Source organism: Tangfeifania diversioriginum (assembly GCF_900141875.1).
GTDB classification, from domain to species: domain Bacteria; phylum Bacteroidota; class Bacteroidia; order Bacteroidales; family Prolixibacteraceae; genus Tangfeifania; species Tangfeifania diversioriginum.
On record NZ_FQZE01000016.1, the window covers coordinates 1 to 21223 of the forward strand.

Consider the following 21223-nt stretch of genomic DNA (forward strand, 5'->3'; position numbering starts at 1 on the left):
CAACTTTCGAAAGTTAGCAATGAGTCTTTTATAGGCAAACCCGTAAAACGACTCTGACCACGTTCAGAGAACGTGGGTTTCTAATTTGAACTAAAACCTTAAATTTTTCAAAAACTCTGCACTCGATTGCAAACAGCCCAACCCGTCGGGTTCGTTGTCGCGTTCCACAATGTAATGTTCGATTCCTTGTTTTTTTGCTTCTTTGAAAATGGGACCAAAATCGATGATTCCCCTGCCCGGACAGATGAAATCTTCGTCGGGTGCCATGTCTTTTACATGAAGGATTGGAACTCTGCCGGTGTATTTTTTCAGCACACCAAGTGGATCTCCACCGCCTTTTTTCACCCAGTAAATGTCCATTTCGCAATTCACCAGCTTCGGGTCGGTATTTTCCATCAGGTAATCAAAAGGCAAGCCTTCTTCCATTTCACGGAATTCATTGTCGTGATTGTGCCACAAAAATTTCAATCCATGATTTTTTGCCAGAGCACCCACTTCATTCAGCCGCTCCGCTGATTTTTTGCAATCTTCAAAACTGAATGGAACATCGCCGTACCACGGCCAGTAATCCAGCACATATTCCTGCCCATGAGCCTTTATCTTGTCGAAACTTTTTTTAAGCTCCTCGTTGGACGAACGAAAACTGACACTCCCGGCAATGGGTTGTATTCCGATTTCTTTGCAAAAACTGACAAATTCCTGAGGTGATGAGGCAAAATTGGTTCCCCCTTCCAGTTCTGAAAAACCGAACTCCACTGCTTTTTTCAGCGTGCCTTTCCAGTCGGCTTTCATGGCTTCGCCGGCAATTCCGGAGATAAAACCAAACTTTTTGAGTTTTGCACTTCCCTCTGAAGCCAGCATGTTGAGCGGATTTAAAGCCATTGCTCCGGCTCCGGCAATGCTTGTTTTTATAAAATTTCTTCTGGTATTCATTTTTTCAAATTTTACGATTCAACACACAATTTCTAAAATCTCTAAACCTCCGGTAATTTCCATGGTTTGCGGTACTCCGGGGTAATCAGCTCGTTGGCCTTTTCGCAGTTGGTAAACCTGCTCTGTTCATCGTCCCATTCCAAAACGGGTTGCCCCACGCGGGCGGCAATGTTTGGAATGTGAGCATGTAAAGCGGCGGCCCTTCCCACTTCCGGCGGGCACGAAGTTTTTTCGCGGGTTTTAATACATTCCAGGAAATTATCCACATGTTGCCGGTGCGATTCATGCCCTTTGGTATATGAAACTTCTTCGGCTTTCGGAGCGTCTTTCGCGCCATCCCATTCGGGCGAGAGATGATATTTGTAGCGGTCGGCCACGATGGTTGCCTTTTCGCCAATAAACTGCACGCCGTAAGACGAATCGAACGGGCCCTGCTGAATGCCGGCAGTCATGTCCCAATTGATCACGTAGTCTTTTTTCGGAAAAATCACATTCATAGTATCGAACGAATCTCGGTGCATGGTTTTCCGTGAAAGATTTTCAGCATAAGTAATTACTGTTTCAGGCCCTTCAGTCAGGTCTTTTGCCCAAATACCCATGTCGAGCAAATGCACACCCCAGTCAGACATCAGGCCTCCGCCGTAGTCCCAGAAATGGCGCCAACTGCCGTGAAAACGATTTTCGTTAAACGGTCGTTTGGGAGCCGGCCCCAGCCAAAAGTCATAATCTACTCCTTCGGGCACGGGGCTGTCGGGTTTTGGTGTGGAACCCAGGCCATAATTGAAGTTGGCCCAGATATTCACCTTACGAAGCGTACCAATTTCGCCCGATTTAATCAACCCCATCACATCTTTAAACACCTTGTTGTCGCGCTGCTGCTGGCCCACCTGAACCACGCGGTTGTAGCGTTTGGCAGCCTTCACCATAATATTGCATTCGCCAATGGTATTGGCCATGGGTTTTTCCACGTAAACATCCTTGCCTGCCTGGGCAGCTTCCACCATAATCAGGCAGTGCCAGTGGTCGGGAGTGCCAATAATTACGGCATCAATGTCAATTCTTTCCAGCAGTTTTCGGTAATCACTGTACAATTGGGATTCCTGCCCGTAATCGTTTTTTACCGTTTGTGCCCGTTCGTTCAGGATATTTTTATCCACATCGCAAAGCGCCAGGCAGTTTACCATTCCGGTGTCGAGGTGGTGCCGTAAAATTCCGAACCCCATGTTGCGGCAGCCAATAAGCGCCACATTCACTTTGTCGGAAGGAGCAAACTCTGATGACCAAACATTTTCAGGAACCACAGACAATGAGCTTATTGCCGATGCTGCAATAGCCGATTTTTTGAGAAAATTTCTTCGTGAAGGATTCATTTTATTTTCATTTAGTTATTACTATTTCCTTTACCTGATTGTCCGGACGCCAAACACCGGCCCGGCGCGGTGCCCTTCATGAGGGACAAACTTCACTGTAATGCTTTCTTTCCCGGAAATGAGTTGTTCCGGTATTTCGTAAACCACATCGATAAATTCACCGGGGTTTTTGTTTGAGATGTTTTCGGTGGCAATTTTTTGGTCTTCCACCAAAATATCGAACGTTTTGCCGCCGGTGTAACCGCCCCAATATTCCACAACCAGACTGGCCGGTTCATTTTGGTCCACATTCATTTTACACGAAAACCAACCTCCGCGATCCACTTCCCTGAATTTACGGTTTTTATTTTCGCCCACCCAGGTTTTCTTACCCTGAAAATGATGGTCGCGCTCGGGCTGCATTTCTCCGGGTTGAAAAAAGTCGATGGTTTTTTCTTCCAGTTCCTTTTTTCGGGCCATTTTATCCTGATAATCTGCCTGGTATTCTTTCCATGAAGCTTCATCGAACATATCGAAATAGACCGAATAGCGGCGCTCATGTGTTTTGTAAAAAGGTTTGAAAACAATATCGCGGGGCTGACCCACATTTTGTGTCATGAATGTGTTGGCCTTATTCGCAACCGGCTTCAACCACTCCGAAGGATTGCGGTTTTCGGTCATTATTACCGGCACATACATTGGGTCGTAAGCATCCGGATCATCTTCCGGTCCCAAATCGCCTGCCAGCACAAACGGACCATGAAAAACAGCCACGCGGGTTGAATCGTCGGGCATAGTTTCCAGCCGCAACGAAAATGGAAATTCTACTTCAACTTCATCTCCGGTTTTCCATTTTTTGGCGAGTTCCACAAAACTACCCTGCTGGCTTTTTACCTTTTGGGTTTTGCCGTTCAGTTTAACCGTCATTCCGTTTTCAGCCCACGATGGATACCTGATTTTTACAGTGAACTTCACCGGTTCTTCGCACTCAAATTTCAACGTTGTGCCCTGCTCTTCAGGAAATTGAGTCAGCTGTGTAATCTTTACATTTTTTTCTTCCCAGCTTACTTCTGCCGCAATAAACTGGGTTACATAAAACTCGTTTTCATTGTGATAAAAAATATTCCGGCCATATTTCGAATGGTTTTCCATTCCGGTGCCCACACAGCAGGTAAACCACAGCGGATCCTGGTACTCTTTGTGTCCGCCCATTTCAAGCGAGAGGTTGTAAATCACGCGACCGTCGTGAGGGTGCTGAGAGGAATGAATGTGATTGAACAGTGCCCGCTCGTAAAAATCGGCCACTTCGGGCGAAGCTTCCCACTGGAAAAGATGACGCGAAAGTTTGAGCATGTTATACACATTGCAGGTTTCGGTGGTTTCGTCGCTGAGCCGGTCGCGCAATGTGTCGGGCGGACCGAAATATTCGTGATTCCCATGTCCGCCGGTGACATAAGAATGGTGGTCCACCACTGTTTTCCAGAAGAATTCAGCAGTGCGCCTATCTTTTTCATTGCCGGTCAGTTCGTAACGGCGGGCCAGGCCAATTAGTTTGGGTATTTGCGTGTTCCCGTGTTTTCCCGGTAAAATGTCTTTTCCTTCTGAAAGCGGTTCCAAAATGGCTTTGTGATGAAAAACCCGCGACATTTCGAGGTATTTTTCGTTGCCGGTTTGGGCATACAGTTCAGCCAGCGATTCGTTGATTCCGCCGTGCTCGCAGTGCAGCATTTCCTGAATTTCTTCTTCTGAAAGATCATCGATAATGGTGTTCAGCCAGTCGGCAAACCGGATGTTGATTTCCAGCGCTTTTTCGTTTCCACAAAGATCGTAAGCTTCGAAAAGACCCGCCATTACTTTGTGCTGCGTGTAATAGGGAACCCAAATGCCATTCAAATCAAATCCCTGAGCACGGATTTCGCCCTTGGCCACTTCTTCTTCCAGGATTCGTTTTCCATCGGGGAAAGCTCCGATATACCCGTCGCCGTCGGCCTGCTGGCATTCATACAGCTCATCAACAATATAGTTTACGCGCTCCAGAAATCGTTCGTCGCCGGTAGTTTGGAACATCATGGCGCAGGCACTAAGGTAATGGCCCAGACTGTGGCCGGCAATAGTGTTGTCTTCCCAGCCGTGGTAATGTTCTGCCTTGGGTTCCAGCCCGGCTTCGCTTCTGAATTTTGCCAGAAACCGGTCGGGTTCGTAATTCAGCAACGATTGCACATTCAGTTCGGTAGCCTTTTTAAACGGACCATCCAGAAGTTTTACTTCAGACAATTCAAACGGGAGTACTTTAAAAGTAACTACCTCGGGGCCGCCGGTTTCAATGCGGCTTTCCTGCCGGGTGCATGCACTGGCAAATAGTAAACTGAAAATTAAAATAAAGGTTGGTTTAGTTAGTTTTGCCATGGTAGTGATTTTAAATTATTCCGGAATAAAAACCCAGACCCCCGAATCGGGATATTTGTCTAAAAAATTATACTGAGCGCCGTAAGCTTCAATTTCATTATCAAAGATGTCGATTCCTACTATATAAAAACTGCCCTGTTTTCCGAGATGGAAAGGTTCGTGACCTTCATTTTCCAGCTTCCTGAAATATTTATTGGCATTTTTTGCCTCTTTAAAACTTCCGCCCACCAGATAGAACATTGACGTATCGGGTTTTACGTAATGAGCAGAGTCAATCGTTATTTCCTGAATTTGTAAACTATCTGCCTGAGCAGCCTCAACCGAATCTGTTTGAATTGAATCCGTTTGAACTGAATCCACCCCGGCAACCGGAAGTGGTTCAGATGCTTCTTCTTCAGCAGGAATTTCTTCTGCCGGGGGTTCGTTTTCAGCAACTTCGGCCACCGGAGGTTGTTCTTTCACACCATCATTTTTAAGCAGAATAAAAATTCCGGCAGCAACTATCGGAATCAAAATCAATAAGAACCACAACCAGCCTTTTTTCTTTTTTTCGGTTGTTTCGGGTTCATCAGATAATGAACCGGGAGCAGTTTTGGGCTCAGGCTTTTCTTCAGGTTCCTGTTCAGTACTTTCGGCTTCGGCTTCGGGAATTTGTTCTTCAAAAGGTTCCTCTACGCTTGTAGTTTCAGTTATCTCTTTTTCCTCTGGAATTTCTTCGGGTACCGGTTCAGGTTCATCTTTCAGTGAAGTTTCTTCCAGCCCGAAAGTTTCGGAAAACAATTTTTTCCCTTCTGAAGGAGCAAACTGAATTTCATTGCGCTCATCCAAAAACAGTACCCCCGCATTTTCAAGAGTTACTTTTTCTCCTTTGTCGAGCTGATAGATAATTTCATCACGTTCATCTTCAACTTTTTTAAGCGCTTCAAAATGCGAAATGCCCTCTTTTTTCGCTATTGCATCTGCCAGCAAACCATCATTATTCCGAATTTTGGGATTAAAAGTAATCGCCTTCGTAGGCGGCTTTATCTCATCAGATTGCTCATCGATTTCGGCAGGTTCATAAACAGAAACAAATGCACCAAATCCTGGTACAATAACCGTTTCATTTTCCTGAAGGAGATTTTGTATGTATTTTCCTAACTTCACTTTTTCGGATTTTTACTGGTAAAATTATAAAAACATCCGTGGAAGTAAGGTTTTCGAATCATTAAAATTTTCAGAAGATAAAAGAAATTACCCCCGTGCTTTACTTAAATTTTTAATTTTACACTAAAAACTGAGAAATGAACAATAAAATATTAGTTACAGGCGGAACAGGTTACATTGGGTCGCACACCGTTGTTGAATTACAGGAAGCAGGATATGAAGTTGTAGTTGTAGATGATTTATCGAATTCAGGCATTGAGGTGCTTGACAACATCCAGAAAATCAGCGGGAAAAAACCAGCGTTTGAAAAATTCGATTTATCGGACCGGGAAAAAGCCGAAGATTTTTTTAAACGAAACACTGACATTGAAGCCATCATTCATTTTGCGGCATCAAAAGCAGTGGGCGAATCGGTTGAAAAACCGCTGCATTACTACCGCAACAATCTGGTTTCGCTGATGAACCTTCTGGATTGCCAGCTTAAATTTAATATTCAGCATATTGTATTTTCATCCTCATGCACGGTGTACGGCCAGCCCGACAAACTGCCCGTAACCGAAGACACACCGCGAAAAGATGCCGAATCGCCCTACGGGAACACCAAGCGGGTGAATGAAGATATTCTGAATGATACCATAAAAGCCCACCCACAGCTTAAAGGAATTGCTTTGCGGTATTTTAATCCCATTGGCGCGCATCCGTCGGCACTCATTGGCGAACTGCCGCTTGGCGTGCCGCAAAACCTGGTGCCGTTTATTACCCAAACTGCGGCCGGGATTCGTGAGGAGCTGAAGGTTTTTGGAGACGATTACGATACACCCGACGGCTCAGCTATCCGCGATTACATTAATGTGGTGGATTTGGCCAAAGCGCATGTGGTGGCGATTGAACGGTTGCTTCATGAAAAAAACAAACAGAATTATGAAGTCTTCAATCTGGGAACCGGCCAGGGCGTTTCCGTTTTGGAGATGGTAAATGGATTTGAAAAAGCTACCGGCGTAAAACTGAACTACAAAATTGTGGGCCGCCGTGCAGGCGATATCGAAAAAATATGGGCCGACACCACGTTTGCCAACGAAGAGCTGGGCTGGAAAGCTGAGAAAGACCTGGAAGAAACACTGCTTTCGGCCTGGGAATGGGAGAAAAAAGTGCGGAAGATTTAAGTGTAAGTTGCAGTGATTATCAAACAGTTGCCCGTTATAATTAACGGTTTCTGAATCACAATAAAATAGAACTATCTTTGTTGTGGCCGGAATTTAAACATCTTCCTGCCAATTAAATTGCATTTTCATTTATGAAACAAAAATCCAGCAACCCACGCTCCGGTTCAAAAAAGCCCCAGGCACCCGGCATAGAAGTAAAAAAGCAGGAAGAACTGATGAAATTTCTTTTGGCCAACTACCCTGACAAAAGCCGCAACAAGGTTAAATCTCTATTGAAAAACAGGCAGGTTTTTGTAGATGATAGAGCGATTACCCAGTTTAATCATTTACTGAAGCCCGGACAAATTGTTACCCTGGGAAAAAATACACCAAAGCCCGCTGCCAGACAGGTGTTCGGGATGACAATTGTTTACGAAGACAAAGATTTAATTGTGGTGAATAAAAAAGCCGGCCTGCTGACCATTGCTACCGACAATGAAAAAAGAGACACAGTTTACAGCATTCTCAGCGATTATGTGAAAGAGCAGGATGAAAAAAACAAAATTTTTATTGTGCACCGGCTCGACCGGGAAACCTCAGGCTTAATGTTGTTTGCAAAAAACAGCAAAATGCAGGGACTGCTCCAGGAATCGTGGAAACAAACCATTTCCGAACGGAGTTACCTGGCGGTAATCGATGGGCAAATGGAAAAACCGGAAGGGACTTACCGCTCATATCTTTTTGAAAGCAAAGTATTTAAAGTACATTCATCTCAAATTCCTGAAAAAGGAAAAGAAGCCATTACGCATTACTCAACCCTGAAAAGCAATGATTTGTATTCGTTGCTGAAAGTGACCCTGGAAACCGGGCGAAAAAATCAAATTCGCGTGCATTTGCAGGATCTGAACCACCCGATTATTGGCGATAAAAAATACGGTTCCACTTCCAATCCTATCGGAAGGCTTGGACTGCACGCATGGATTTTGGCTTTCAAACATCCGCTAACAGGCGAAATGGTCCGCTTCGAGACTTCCATTCCGGGAAGTTTTTTGAAGTTGTTTTCACAGCAAGCTTAAAAACTGGTTATCATTAACTCAGCGAAATATATATCGAAAAACAATTTTTCATTTCACAGGGAAAAATGTAATTTTGGTTTCAAAATATGAAAATATGAAAACAATCCTAATCACCGGCGGTGCCGGTTTTATCGGTTCGCATGTTGTTCGTTTATTTGTAAACAAATATCCTGATTATAAAATTGTTAACCTCGACAAATTAACCTACGCCGGGAACCTGGCCAATCTGAAAGACGTTGAAAACAAGCCCAACTACGAGTTTGTAAAAGGCGATATTGTGGACGGTGATTTTATCCTGCAACTGTTCGAAGAAAGGCAGTTCGACGGGGTCATTCACCTGGCAGCCGAATCGCATGTCGATCGCTCTATTTCCAACCCAACTGAATTTGTTTACACCAATGTTATTGGGACGGTAAATTTGCTGAATGCAGCAAAACACATTTGGAAAGATGATTTTTCGGATAAAAAATTCTACCACATTTCCACCGACGAGGTTTACGGTTCCCTGGGAGAAGAGGGTATTTTCACCGAAGAAACCCGCTACGATCCGCATAGTCCGTACTCGGCATCAAAAGCCAGCTCCGACCATTTTGTGCGAGCCTACCACGATACTTTCGGATTGCCTGTGATTATTTCCAACTGCTCCAACAATTACGGTTCGTACCAGTTTCCCGAGAAATTGATCCCGCTTTTCATTAATAACATCCGGAACAAAAAACCGCTGCCGGTTTACGGTAAAGGCGAAAACGTGCGCGACTGGCTGTGGGTAGTTGATCATGCCCGGGCCATTGATGTAATTTACCACAAAGGAAAAACAGGAGACACCTATAATATTGGCGGTTTTAACGAATGGAAAAACATCGACCTCATCCGCACCATGTGCCGTGTGATGGATAAAAAACTGGGGCGAGAAGAAGGCGAATCGGAAAAACTCATCACTTACGTAAAAGACCGTGCCGGGCACGATTTGCGTTATGCCATCGATGCCACCAAAATTAAAAACGAACTGGGCTGGGAACCTTCGGTACAGTTTGAAGAAGGCATCAGCAAAACCATCGACTGGTACCTCGACAACGAAGAGTGGATGAAAAATGTGACCTCAGGCGACTACCAGAAATATTACGATAAACAATATTTAAACAGGTAATAAACCGCCGCGTTTCATAAAAAATCGAAATGCTTTTGCCCCAAAGGAATAACCTGTTTATATCCTGGTGAAAAATTGTTGAAAAGTCGCCAAAAATGTTTAATAACTATTCATTGCTTATTTTGGTAGAAAAATAAGTTAATGCAAACTTTCCTTTTCTGTTTTCCGAACGGGACAGGCAAAAAATCGAAATTATAAAATATTGTTCTTCAGAAACTTATTTTAATAATATAAAAAAACAGGCCATAAAAAAATAAGCTGTCATAAAATTAATTAATACTTAATCATTAAAAAAAATAAAAAGGTTTTCTTTGCCGGGCAAATTGCATAGAATGTGAAAAATGCAACTTAAAAAACTTACATACTATTCATTTTATACAACTTCTAAATTAAAATTTAAAATTTATGATTAAAAGAATCAGGGTTTTATTAGTAGCGCTCATTATTTCATCAGCTACTATAATACAAGCACAGGTAACCACCTCCAGTATGAGCGGACGGGTTACCGATGCCGAGGGGGCTGTTATCGGTGCAACGGTGATTGCGACACACACCCCATCAGGAACTACTTATGGTACTGTAACCAACACGGAGGGCCGGTTCAACCTAAATGGTATGCGTGTAGGCGGACCTTATACTGTAAAAGTTACGTTCATTGGATATGGTGATTACACACAAAACAACATCACGCTGAGTTTAGGTGAAAACTATGTAATGAATGTTGTACTCTCTGAAGAATCATTATCAATAGATGAAGTTCTTGTTACGGCAACCCGCACAAAATTCTCTAATGAGAAAACCGGAGCAGTGACAAATATTACAAACAGCCAGATAGATAATTTGCCTACAGTAAACCGTAGCATTATGGACATTACCCGCCTTTCGCCTTATGGAGGTGATGGTATGAGCTTTGCCGGCACAGATGGTCGTACGGCCAACTTTACTGTTGATGGAGCTAATTTTAACAATAACTTCGGTTTGAGTGATGCGCTTCCTGGTGGTGGTAATCCAATCTCTATTGAAGCTATTGAAGAATTGCAAGTTGTAATTGCTCCATACGATGTGCGTCAAACCAACTTTATTGGGGGTGGTGTAAACGCTATTACAAAATCGGGTACAAACACCTTCAAAGGTAGCGCTTACGTTTATCACAGAAATGAAAACATGCGCGGAGATGCTGTTAATGGTATGCAAATACAAGGCGCACGTGAAAAAGACCGTAATACAACATACGGTTTCACTTTAGGTGGTCCGATTATCGAAAACAAATTGTTCTTTTTCGTAAACGCCGAAATGGCTGAAACACCAACAATTGCCAATCGTTGGAGAGCTTCAACCGATGGTGTTGCCGATCCGGACAATTACATTTCGCGCACAACAGAAGACGACCTTCAGACAGTTTCTGATTTTGTGAGAAATAAATATGGATATGAAACGGGATCTTACACAAATTTCCCGGCAGATGAAAGCAACACCAAACTGCTTGCTCGTATCGATTGGAATATCACAGACAAACATCGTTTAGCCTTACGTTATAACTACACAAAAAACACATCATGGAGACCTCCTAATGCATCTTCTATGGATGGCGGTACCCGTATGTCTGAGGCAAGAATGTCACAGGCTTCAATGTCGTATGCCAACTCGATGTATTCGATGGACAACCTCGTTCATTCATTCTCTTTTGACCTAAACAGTCGTTTATCGGAAAACATCTCTAACCAATTCCTGGCCACATTTTCAAAACTTGACGATGTTCGTGGAACGAAATCTGATGAATTTCCTTTTATCGATATTTTGAAAGACGACCAGGCATACCTCTCTTTAGGTTACGAGCTATTTACCTGGAACAACGGCGTTCACAATGATGTATTGAACATTAAAGATGAGATGACCTATTATTTAGGTAATCACAAAATCATAGGAGGTGTCGCATTCGAATATAAGATGGCTGATAATTCTTATATGCGTAATGGTACCGGTTACTATCGCTATAGAAGCCTTGATGACTTCTTAAACGAAGAAGCACCTGAAATTGTAAACTTAACTTATGGTTACGATGGTGAAAAGAATCCTGCAGCCCGTGTAAGAACAAACAAGATTGGAGCTTATGCTCAGGATGATTGGAGTATTAGCGAAAGATTCAAACTTTCGTACGGCCTTCGTATTGATGGACTTTTCTTTAATAATAGTGATTTGATGACGAACCAGGCTATCAAGGAACTTGATTATTCAGGTCGTAGTATTGATACAGGTGAATGGCCTTCTACCAATATCATATTCTCTCCCCGTGTAGGTTTTGTATGGGATGCGTCTGGCGACAAGAGCTTGAAAATTCGTGGTGGTACTGGTCTTTTCTCTGGCAACTTACCACTTGTGTTCTTCACCAACATGCCAACCAATGGTGGCATGGTTCAGTATCAAGCACATCTTAATGCGGACACTAAAATTTATGATGCGGAAAACGATATAGAAATTATTAAAGGTTACAGTGGTTCGTACACAACAGCCGATAATGGAGACAGGTATATTGACATGTCGCAGTTTGCCGGTGGCCTTGTAACTGATGCTGACGGCAATGCTAACATAGCAGGACTATATGATAAATTGACAGGTATCGGTTATCCTACAACTATTTCACCAGAAGATGGAACAGTTCCTTCTTCAATTGCGGGTATTTCTTCTGATTTCAAAATGCCACAAGTATGGAAAACGTCACTTGCTGTTGACTATGCATTCCAAACATCTTTCCCACTTTCTGCAACAGTAGAAGGAATTTTCAACAAAACGATCAACGGTGTTTCTATTTCCGACTGGAGTATTCCCAATGTAGGAGGTTTCGCCCGTTTTAACGGTGTTGACAATCGTCCAATTTATCCGGCAGGTTATCGTACAGGCACAAAAGCATTCGTGTTAGAAAACACAAGCCGTGGTTATGGTTGGTCAGGCAACATCACACTTAATGCCCAACCAGCAGAATGGCTCAGCTTGATGGCTGCCTACACACACACAGTTGCTAAAGATGTAACCGGCATGCCTGGATCGAATCCGGAATCTGCGTTTACATACGTTCCGACAGTAGAAGGGCCAAACCATATTAAATTGCACAATTCTCAATATACCACACCCGATCGTTTGGTGGCATCACTTACTACCAACGACAAAAGCGGCAACCACTATAGCATAATTTATGAAGCTTGGCGCGGCGGAGCGAACTACTCTTTTATGACGGTTAACGACATTAATAGTGACGGCTACAACTACGATGCAATCTATGTTCCAACTGACGATGAAGTGACAAACAACGAATTCCGCTTTGTTTCAGCAGACGACCAAACTCGTTTTATGGACTATGTGCATGCCAACGATTATTTGAAAGATCAGCAAGGCGAGTATGCTGAAGCTTATAGCGTTTACTCTCCATGGGTACATCGCGTGGACTTCAGTTACAAACATGATTTTGCTCTTAATACAGGTAATAACCAACACAAACTGCAACTTAGCTTTGATATCAAAAACATGATGAACCTGTTCAACTCCAGTTGGGGTGTAGGTAAATATCTGAACCCGGAAATTGGTTCGGAAGCTCGCATCCTCAAATACGAAGGTGTTGATGCTGATGGTGTGGCTACATTCTCTACACCCTCTTCAATCCATGGTAATACTAAAACATTCACGCCAAGCTACTCATTGGGTCAAACCTGGTATGCTTCTATTGGTATCAAATATATTTTCAACTAATTTAAAGCTCTGATAATTATGAAATTAAAAAGAATATTTCCATTTTTAGTTGCAATACTTGCCCTGATGACAAGTTGTGACGATGAAGAAACAATGACACTGCTTGATGAAATTCAAGTATCGTCGTCTTACGTGTCTATCCCTGTTGACGGTGGTTCTACACCCATTACTTTAACAGCTAACGATAGCTGGACAGTAGAGAATAATGTTGAATGGCTGACGATCTCCTCAACCTCTGGCAGTGCCGGTGAATCAACGCTTACATTTTCGGCTGAATCCGCCTTAGATGGTCGCACTGCAGAAGTCTTAATACAATGTGCAGGCAAAACCCAAAGAATAAATGTCATCCAGGGCTTGGCAACAATTTCAACTGCCACATGCCAGGAGGTAATTGACGGACCTGACAGCAAGACCTATCGTGTAACCGGAGTTTGTACGGCAATAACCAATACAACTTACGGCAACTGGTATTTGGAAGATGAAACAGGTTCTATTTATATCTATGGTACAGTTGATGACAAGGGGCAATACAACTTTTTAGATTTAGGACTTGAGGTTGGTGATGAAGTTACTGTTCAAGGACCAAAAACTACCTACTATGGAACTGTAGAGTTAGTAGATGTAACAATTGTCAATATCAATAAATCATTGGTGAAAGTTGATTCAGTACAAAACGCACAACTTCCTATCGAAGGTGGTGAATTTACAGCGTACCTTACCTGCAAAGGACAAGGCGTATCGGTTGATATTCCTGATGATGCCAAGTCATGGTTGTCAATTTCGTCCATTGAATCGGCAGGCGAAGAAGTGGTTGTGAAGTTCAATGCCGCTGCCAATACCGGCGGAGACCGTGGAACTACGCTCACATTCCGTACTACCGATGGAGAAAAAGAGTATAGCACAGAAACAACTATTAGTCAAAAAGGGGCAATCATTGAAGCTACTATTGAAGAGTTTCTTGCAGCCGAAGTTGGCGGTACTAAATATCGTTTGGCAGGTGTTATTACCGATATTAGCAATACTACATATGGCAATTTAGACATACGTGATTTCTCTGGTGAAACTTTTGTGTATGGTATTGAAGATTTCCAGGACAAAGATTTAAAAGTGGGTGACATCATTACAATTGTTGGAGAACGTTCCGCCTACAACGGTTCTCCTCAAGTTGGTGATGCCGTTTTGGAAAGCGTGATTCCTGTAGCCGAAGCTACTATCGCCGAAGTGCTGACCAAACCTGATTCCAATGATGATTATTTTATGGTAACCGGTGAAATTACAAATATTGATAATCCAACATACGGTAATCTGTATTTGAAAGACGGCGACAGTGAAATTTATCTGTATGGCTGCTACCCAGGTTATGGTGCAACTGGCGATTATAGAAAATATTTAATAGAAGACAAAGGCATTAAAGTTGGAGACATACTGACAGTTATTGCAACCAAAGGCTCTTATAACGGAGTACCTCAACTTGCACATGGTATTTATTTCAGCCACGAAAGCGCAGAATAAAATGTGATATTACTCCATTATTAGTTTAATAAAAAGGGGCTGTCTCAAAACCGAGGCGGCCTTTTTTTTTGCTCCAAAAACAAACAATTAAAAACTGAAAGGTGTTTTTTTAAAAGATTTAGTAATTTTGCGCTCTGTTTAACAGTACACTCAGGAGATTTATAATGGAACAGTTTCAGATTGATCAAATGTTGGAGGAAAAAGGATTTATTGATGAACCAATCGATCCGAAAATTAAACTTACGGAAGAAATCAATCGCTTAAAGAAAGAGAAAAATGCAGTTATCCTCAGTCATTTTTATGTGGAAGGAGAACTTCAGGATATAGCAGATTATGTGGGCGATAGCCTTGGGTTGGCACAGGCTGCGGCAAAAACCGATGCCGATATGATAGTATTTGTGGGCGTGCATTTTATGGCCGAAACTGCAAAAATTATCAATCCCGGGAAAAAAGTGATTCTTCCCGATTTGAAAGCCAGCTGCTCACTGGCCGAGTCGGCCCCGGCAGAAGCCTTTGCCGAATTTAAGGCAAAGTACCCCGAGCATAAAGTCATTACCTACGTAAATGCTACTGCAGCCCTTAAAACCATGTCCGACATTGTTTGCACATCGGCCAATGCCAAAAAAATAGTGGAAAGTTTCCCGGAAGACGAAAAGCTGATTTTTGCACCTGATAAAAACCTCGGAAATTACATCAACAGCATTACCGGGCGTAACATGGTTTTGTGGGACGGAGCCTGCATGGTGCATGAACAGTATTCTCTGGAAAAAATAATTGAGCTGATGGACAAGTATCCGGAAGCGGAGTTTATCGCACATCCGGAATGCGAAAAGCCCGTTCTGCTGCTGGCCAAACATATTGGTTCTACCACTTCGCTCTTAAATTACGTAAAAAGCAGCACGGCCGAAAAGTTTATTGTGGCCACCGAAAGCGGCATTCTGCACCAAATGAAAAAGGAGTGCCCCGATAAAATTTTCATCCCGGCACCATCGGTTGATTCAACCTGCGAATGCAACGACTGTACCTACATGAAGCTCAACAGCCTTCAAAAATTGTATGTGTGCCTGAAACACGAGCAGCCCGAAGTTACTTTGCCAACCGAAGTAATTGAAAAAGCACGGCTTCCGATTCAACGGATGCTCGATATTTCAAAATAAAAAACTATTCAACAGGCGTATCCGGCTGGGTCAGATTTTCAACCAATAGATTTTTCTCTGCAATTTCAATGGCCTTCAAAAGTGTATTGTCAATCTGGCTGATGATGGGATAAAACCCTTCTTCTCCAATAATGTTTCGTGCAATATAGGCCTTCAACTGCGTACTGATTATTCTTTCTGATTCTTTCAGCCCTGCAGCATCTTTCTGAATCCCCTTTTCTGTTGCATACTCCACAAACTCGTTCAGGATATTTTGATTGGCCAGGTAATTGTCGAACTCGCTGGCTTCAGAAAACCGTGAAAGTGCTTCGCGGTTCCTGTCGGCATAGGCGTATGCAAAGGTGTAAATCAAACCTTTCCGGTAAATTTTATTGTAATATTCTGAATTGCCGGTAGTGTCCATTGGTACAAAAATATCGGGCATTATTCCGCCGCCGCCATAAACGGTACGCCCCGAACTGGTTGTATATTTCAGCGAATCGTTAAAGTTAATACTGTCGGCCACCAACTGCTCCCGATGGCTAAAACGGGCATACAAATCATTGAAATATTCTTCGTTTCCTTCTTCGTACGATTTTTGGATGCACCTGCCGCTTGGCGTATAAAAACGGGCTACTGTGAGCCTGAGTGCGGAACCGTCCATCAGTGGGATTTGTTCCTGCACCAACCCCTTGCCAAACGAACGGCGGCCAATAACAATGCCGCGGTCGTTATCCTGCAGTGCGCCTGCAAGAATTTCGCTGGCAGAAGCTGAAAATTCATCTATTAAAACATAAACTTCCACATCCGACAATGAATTTCTGCCTGATGCATTGTAAGTTTTTCGCGGTTGATTAATTCCTTCGGTATAAAGAATGGGTTCTCCTTTATCGAGAAATTCATCCACAATTTTTAAAACTCCCTGCAGCGATCCGCCCGGGTTCTGCCGTAAATCGACAATTACTTTTTTGGCCCCGGCACCGTTTAGTTTTTGCATGCCGTTCATAAACTCATCGTAGGTTGTTTCTGCAAAACGGCTCACTTTAATGAATCCGGTTTCCGGGTTAATCATATAAGACACATCCACACTGAACAGCGGGATATCGTCGCGGGTAATTTCAAATTCCAGTTCTTCATCAGCACCTTTTCTGATGACACCCACAGTAACTTTCGAGCTCTTTTCGCCGCGCAGCAATTCCATTACGGTGTTGGTTTCCACATCAACTCCTGCAATCAGCGAATCGTTTACCCGCACAATTCTGTCGCCGGGCAAAATACCCACTTTGCTTGAAGGGCCTCCGGAAATTACTTCAATAACGCGCACTGTGTCTTCCTGAATGGAAAACTGAACGCCGATACCTGAAAAATTCCCCTGCATTTCTTCCCGCACTTCCTGCATGCGTTCAGCGGGAATATAGGCCGTATGCGGGTCGAGTTCATTTAATATATCAGGAATAGTACTTTCGATAATTTCATTTGTATTTACGCTGTCAACATAGCCTTTATCAATTAACTCGAGTATTGTAGTCAGCTTGTTGGTATTGCCGTAACTCATGGGGTTAAATGCAGGCTGGCTGTTTTGTTTCAGTAAATTTCCAATGAGAATACCTGCTGCTACCGAAACGGCAATCAGCAAGGGAATTATAATAATTGTTTTCTTATTCATTTACACCTTTAATTTTTTCCAGTTCCACTTGTTCCACTTCAACATTTGCTCTTTTCAACAGATTTATGCCATCGTCGAGCCGGTAGCTCTCGGTAAAAACCACGCGTTTAATTCCGGCCTGAATTATAAGTTTTGAACATTCAAGGCAAGGCGACGAAGTAACATAAAGTGTGGCACCGTCGCTGCTGTTGTTCGATTTGGCCACTTTTGTAATGGCATTGGCCTCGGCATGTAAAACGTACGGTTTGGTGTGGTTATTCTCATCTTCGCAAATATTTTCAAAACCCGACGGAGTTCCGTTATATCCGTCAGAAATTATCATCTTTTCTTTTACAAGCAATGCGCCCACCTGGCGGCGTTTACAGTAAGAATTCTGTGACCATATCATGGCCATTTTCAGGTAACGCTGATCGAGCAGCATTTGCTTTTTTTTATCGTTGTTCATATTGTGTAGTATAAGTACTTTATTCAAAAATGGATTACAAATGTAATACTCATTTTCTACAAAATGTTCATTTTAAAAAGGATAAACTCCAGGGAGGTGCAAATTTTAAAAACAGCGGTGTAGAGCAAGGCTGAAAAAAAGCAAAAAAAAAGCCGCTCAACAGCGACTTTTCATTTTTTTGATTTACAAGCCTTAATCTTTAATTAACAGCCAGACATCTGAATATTTCGGATAGGTCTGACGTATTTGAGCTACCCGGCTACGGGCATCTGTTTCATTCTGATAGGAATTTACACATACGCGGTAATAGCCTGTTTCGCTGTGTAAAATAATTGGCGTAAAGCCTTGATTTAATAAATCTTCGCGGTAATTTTTAGCATTGTTAAGGTTGCTGAATGAACCCAAAATTACAAAAAATGTGTTGCTCTCGTTATTTGTTCTATCATCCTGCGAGGTAAAACTCACCTGTTCTTTCCTAACCGCAATGGGCTTTTCAGGCTCAGCCGGAGCTGCTGTTTCTGGCTCTTTAACTGTTTCCTGCTGCTTACGGGCTTCATCGTCACCCGGAACTGTAAACACTTTTGATTGTTCTGTGGGGTCAGAAGTATATTGCGATTGTGCCATCTGTTTTTTCGATTTACAACCGCCTAATGCAAGTGCTGCAACCAATGCAAAAAATACTATTTTTTTCATTTTTCTGTTCATTTTTTTATCATGCCAAAACCAAAGAAATATTAAAGCTCCCAGGTTTTCAGATAGTTTATAAATTCACATGGCAAATATACGTAAAACCACCCCCTTTTATTGTTTTAAAAGAAGTAAGTTTTGCACAGGCAATTGTTTGCAACCGCAGGAAACAGCATTAGCGTCTTCTTTTTTTTGCCCCGGCGCCACCGCCTCCAAAAAAGAACATTACGCCCAGCAAAAAGCCAAAGTTATACCAGCCACCTGAATTGGGGAACGCATAAATTTCATAATCAGTAAACAAGCTGATAATAAAACTAAAAAAGATAATAAACCCGTGCAACAGCCCGTAAAGGAAACCGGGAGGGTCAGCAATCTCTTCGGGTGAATGTGTAGCACAGCCTGTCGCCATAATTCCCACCACAATTACAAACAACAAAAAAAGCCATTTCCTATTTGGTTTCATCTCAAATATTTTTAAAATTCAATCCAATTTAAAGGAAAAAAACGAATGGGTAGCAGCATTTTGTGTAAAATTTTTATCCACAACTGACCTTCGTCAAAATAAAAGTCAATAATTACAAATTCCTTTGGTGAGTATTTCTTCCTGGAAAATGTTTTCAAACGAATTGGAAAAATGTGCGTAAAAAACCATAAAAGGAATCAACTCAATTATAAAAAGTAAAAAAACATGGAACACATTCCGTTTCAGAAGAAAAAAAACAGGGCCCCTGCTTTTGCCGGAAAATTTTATCCCGGCTCGAATAACGCCTTAAAAAACCAACTGAAAGAACTCTTTGCTGTAGCCCGGCCAAAATCAAACAACCAAAGACCAAGGGCCATTATTGCGCCCCACGCCGGTTATGTTTTTAGCGGAAAAACAGCTGCGTCAGCTTTCAACCAAATTTCGCAAGATGCATATTTTAAAAGGGTCTTTGTGTTGGCCTCGAGCCATCAAGTTACTTTTGGCGGAGCAGCAGTTTTCAGCACCGGCAACTACGAAACTCCATTGGGCGAATTAAAAGTTGATACTGAACTGGTAAGTGAACTGATAAAATCAGATGAAATTTTCCGCGAATACAACGAAGCCCATGAGTACGAACACAGCCTCGAAGTGCAGCTTCCACTTCTTCAATATCAACTGAAAAACGATTTTTTGCTGGTTCCCATTGTTTTGGGAACAAACAACCCGGATGACGCTGAAAAAATTGCAAAAGCACTTGCTCCTTATTTCACGCCAGAGAACCTATTTGTCATCAGTACCGATTTTTCGCATTATCCTGAATACAACGATGCCATTGAAAATGATTTGGAAACCGCAGAAGCCATTTGCTCCAATAACCCCCGGGAATTGTTGCAGGTTATTGAAGAAAATAAGAAAAAACGCATTGATAATCTGGCTACCTCACTTTGTGGCTGGACCTCGGTATTAACGCTGCTTTACTTAACCCAAAACAAAAAACTGGAGTACAAAAAAATTGACTACAGCAACTCCGGTGATTCTGCACCCTACGGAGACAAATCGTGTGTTGTGGGTTACTGGGCACTGGCAGTTTACCCCAAAGATATGACATTTCAGGTTTCAGAAGAGGACCAAAAAGAGTTGCTCGAAAAGGCCAGAAATTCAATACTTAATTTTCTGAAAACCGGCAAACGAGATAAACCAGAACCTCCTCAAACCAACGGAATAGTAAACAGCAAGGCAGGCGTTTTTGTGAGTATTTATGTAAATGGTGAACTGCGTGGCTGCATCGGTAATTTCGCACAAGAAGAAAACCTGAATGACCTGATTCAGCGAATGGCCGTTTCAGCAGCTTGCGACCACCGTTTCAAAAACCTTCAGCCCGACGAAATCGCCGATATGGAACTGGAAATTTCGGTGTTGTCGCCACTGCAAAAAATTGAATCGGTAGATGAAATCGAACTGGGAAAACATGGCATTTATATTAAAAAAGGACTGAACTCGGGAACCTTTCTTCCACAGGTAGCCAAAAAAACCGGTTGGAGTCTCGAAGAATTTCTGGGCCATTGCGCGCGCGACAAGGCCGGCCTGGGGTGGGACGGCTGGAAAGATGCTGAAATTTATACGTACGAAGCTTTTATTTTCAGAGGCTGAAAATCTCGTGCAACACCTTCAACGATTTTACTTTGCCCAGGTGTTCAAAATGCAACTGGTAGTATTCCACCAATTTCGAGGTGAGGTAGCCCCGTAAATTCCGGGATATTTTTAATTTGCCTATTTCCTGAATTTTAAGTGATGCCAGGCTTCCCAACATTTCAGTAGCCTCTTTGTGAAAGAAAAACGGGTGAGAAGGTTCAAATGGCACCACAGCTCCACTGCGCATATCGAACCAGCCTTCGAAGCCGGTCTTTTTTGTGTCGGGCATAAATCCCAGGTATTCAGTAAGCCGGAACAAAAACCAGAGGTGGAAATTGGCAATTCCCTCATCTGCCAAATCGAAAAACAGCAGGGAGTTTTGAATAAAACTGAACATTTCGGGGGCACTCTCCTGTTCACGCAGGGTTTTCGAAAGCATTTCGGCAAGGAACATGGCTTGTGTCGATTTTGTTACATCAAACGGAATATTCTGATAAACGGGCTGGTTTTTAATCTCTTTGATGCGCTGCACTTCGCGGGAATATTTTTGGTAGGCCACCAAATCGACCAGAAAAAGCGACTGTAAAATATTGGATTTGACTTTTGCTTTTCTGCTGCGTGAAATATTCAGCATATAAGCCTGCCGGCCAAATTCCTTTGTATAAATATTTACAATAACAGCGTTTTCACCGTATTTCAAATAATGCAGAATGATTCCTTCAGTAGAGACAAGCATTTGACA

The 21223-nt window shown here is 42.6% G+C and carries 16 protein-coding genes; 7 read left to right on the top strand and 9 right to left on the bottom strand.

The annotated features are described in order from the left end of the window. Positions 1 to 90: 90 nt before the first annotated feature. The 4 genes from BUC07_RS11115 to BUC07_RS11130 are packed head-to-tail and all read right to left on the bottom strand — an operon-like array spanning position 91 to position 5834. Positions 91 to 933 carry a sugar phosphate isomerase/epimerase family protein gene (locus BUC07_RS11115; protein WP_073169383.1) on the bottom strand — a complete coding sequence of 281 codons (843 nt, stop codon included), beginning with the start codon at positions 931 to 933 and terminating at the stop codon, positions 91 to 93. Positions 934 to 974: 41 nt separating this feature from the next. Beyond that, positions 975 to 2303, bottom strand: a complete 1329-nt coding sequence (locus BUC07_RS11120) for a Gfo/Idh/MocA family protein (protein WP_073169384.1) — start codon at positions 2301 to 2303, stop codon at positions 975 to 977. A gap of 30 nt (positions 2304 to 2333) precedes the next feature. Then, complete coding sequence (locus BUC07_RS11125) at positions 2334 to 4688, bottom strand: glycoside hydrolase family 127 protein (protein WP_083578213.1); 2355 nt, start codon at positions 4686 to 4688, stop codon at positions 2334 to 2336. Positions 4689 to 4703: 15 nt separating this feature from the next. Further along, positions 4704 to 5834 carry an HU domain-containing protein gene (locus tag BUC07_RS11130; protein ID WP_073169386.1) on the bottom strand — a complete coding sequence of 377 codons (1131 nt, stop codon included), beginning with the start codon at positions 5832 to 5834 and terminating at the stop codon, positions 4704 to 4706. A 137-nt stretch (positions 5835 to 5971) separates the two neighbouring features. On the opposite strand from BUC07_RS11130, the gene galE reads away from it, so the two are divergent. From galE to nadA, 6 genes are all read left to right on the top strand, one after another. Further along, on the top strand, positions 5972 to 6997 hold the full coding sequence (gene galE / locus BUC07_RS11135) for a UDP-glucose 4-epimerase GalE (RefSeq protein WP_073169388.1): 1026 nt from the start codon (positions 5972 to 5974) through the stop codon (positions 6995 to 6997). A gap of 131 nt (positions 6998 to 7128) precedes the next feature. After that, the gene (locus tag BUC07_RS11140) at positions 7129 to 8052 is read left to right on the top strand and encodes an RluA family pseudouridine synthase (protein WP_073169390.1); all 924 of its coding nucleotides are present in this window, start codon (positions 7129 to 7131) and stop codon (positions 8050 to 8052) included. 94 nt (positions 8053 to 8146) lie between these two features. After that, positions 8147 to 9199, top strand: a complete 1053-nt coding sequence (gene rfbB / locus BUC07_RS11145) for a dTDP-glucose 4,6-dehydratase (RefSeq protein ID WP_073169553.1) — start codon at positions 8147 to 8149, stop codon at positions 9197 to 9199. A 405-nt stretch (positions 9200 to 9604) separates the two neighbouring features. Further along, entirely contained in the window at positions 9605 to 12940 is a 3336-nt protein-coding gene (locus BUC07_RS11150) for a TonB-dependent receptor (RefSeq protein WP_073169392.1), read from the top strand. Positions 12941 to 12958: 18 nt separating this feature from the next. Further along, positions 12959 to 14452: a BACON domain-containing protein gene (locus tag BUC07_RS11155; RefSeq protein ID WP_073169394.1), complete on the top strand. Its 1494-nt coding sequence runs from the start codon at positions 12959 to 12961 to the stop codon at positions 14450 to 14452. A 164-nt stretch (positions 14453 to 14616) separates the two neighbouring features. Next, positions 14617 to 15609: a quinolinate synthase NadA gene (gene nadA / locus BUC07_RS11160; RefSeq protein ID WP_073169396.1), complete on the top strand. Its 993-nt coding sequence runs from the start codon at positions 14617 to 14619 to the stop codon at positions 15607 to 15609. 4 nt (positions 15610 to 15613) lie between these two features. Here nadA and BUC07_RS11165 read toward each other — a convergent pair whose 3' ends face one another. The 4 genes from BUC07_RS11165 to BUC07_RS11180 all read right to left on the bottom strand — a co-directional run bounded on the left by BUC07_RS11165 (position 15614) and on the right by BUC07_RS11180 (position 18849). After that, positions 15614 to 17254, bottom strand: a complete 1641-nt coding sequence (locus BUC07_RS11165) for a S41 family peptidase (protein ID WP_073169398.1) — start codon at positions 17252 to 17254, stop codon at positions 15614 to 15616. Then, positions 17247 to 17699, bottom strand: coding sequence for a deoxycytidylate deaminase (locus BUC07_RS11170; protein WP_073169400.1), 453 nt, complete (start codon positions 17697 to 17699; stop codon positions 17247 to 17249). The genes BUC07_RS11165 and BUC07_RS11170 overlap by 8 nt, the downstream gene beginning before the upstream one ends. A gap of 192 nt (positions 17700 to 17891) precedes the next feature. After that, a complete protein-coding gene (locus BUC07_RS11175; protein WP_073169555.1) occupies positions 17892 to 18392 on the bottom strand; it encodes an SPOR domain-containing protein in 501 nt (166 codons plus the stop codon). A gap of 169 nt (positions 18393 to 18561) precedes the next feature. Continuing rightward, complete coding sequence (locus tag BUC07_RS11180) at positions 18562 to 18849, bottom strand: hypothetical protein (RefSeq protein ID WP_073169402.1); 288 nt, start codon at positions 18847 to 18849, stop codon at positions 18562 to 18564. Positions 18850 to 19074: 225 nt separating this feature from the next. Between BUC07_RS11180 and amrB the strand changes: the two genes are divergently transcribed. Next, positions 19075 to 20499, top strand: coding sequence for an AmmeMemoRadiSam system protein B (gene amrB, locus BUC07_RS11185; protein ID WP_073169403.1), 1425 nt, complete (start codon positions 19075 to 19077; stop codon positions 20497 to 20499). Here the strand turns inward: amrB and recO are convergent. Continuing rightward, a complete protein-coding gene (gene recO / locus BUC07_RS11190) occupies positions 20489 to 21217 on the bottom strand; it encodes a DNA repair protein RecO (protein WP_073169405.1) in 729 nt (242 codons plus the stop codon). The two genes, amrB and recO, sit on opposite strands and share 11 nt — an antisense overlap. Positions 21218 to 21223: the final 6 nt, after the last annotated feature.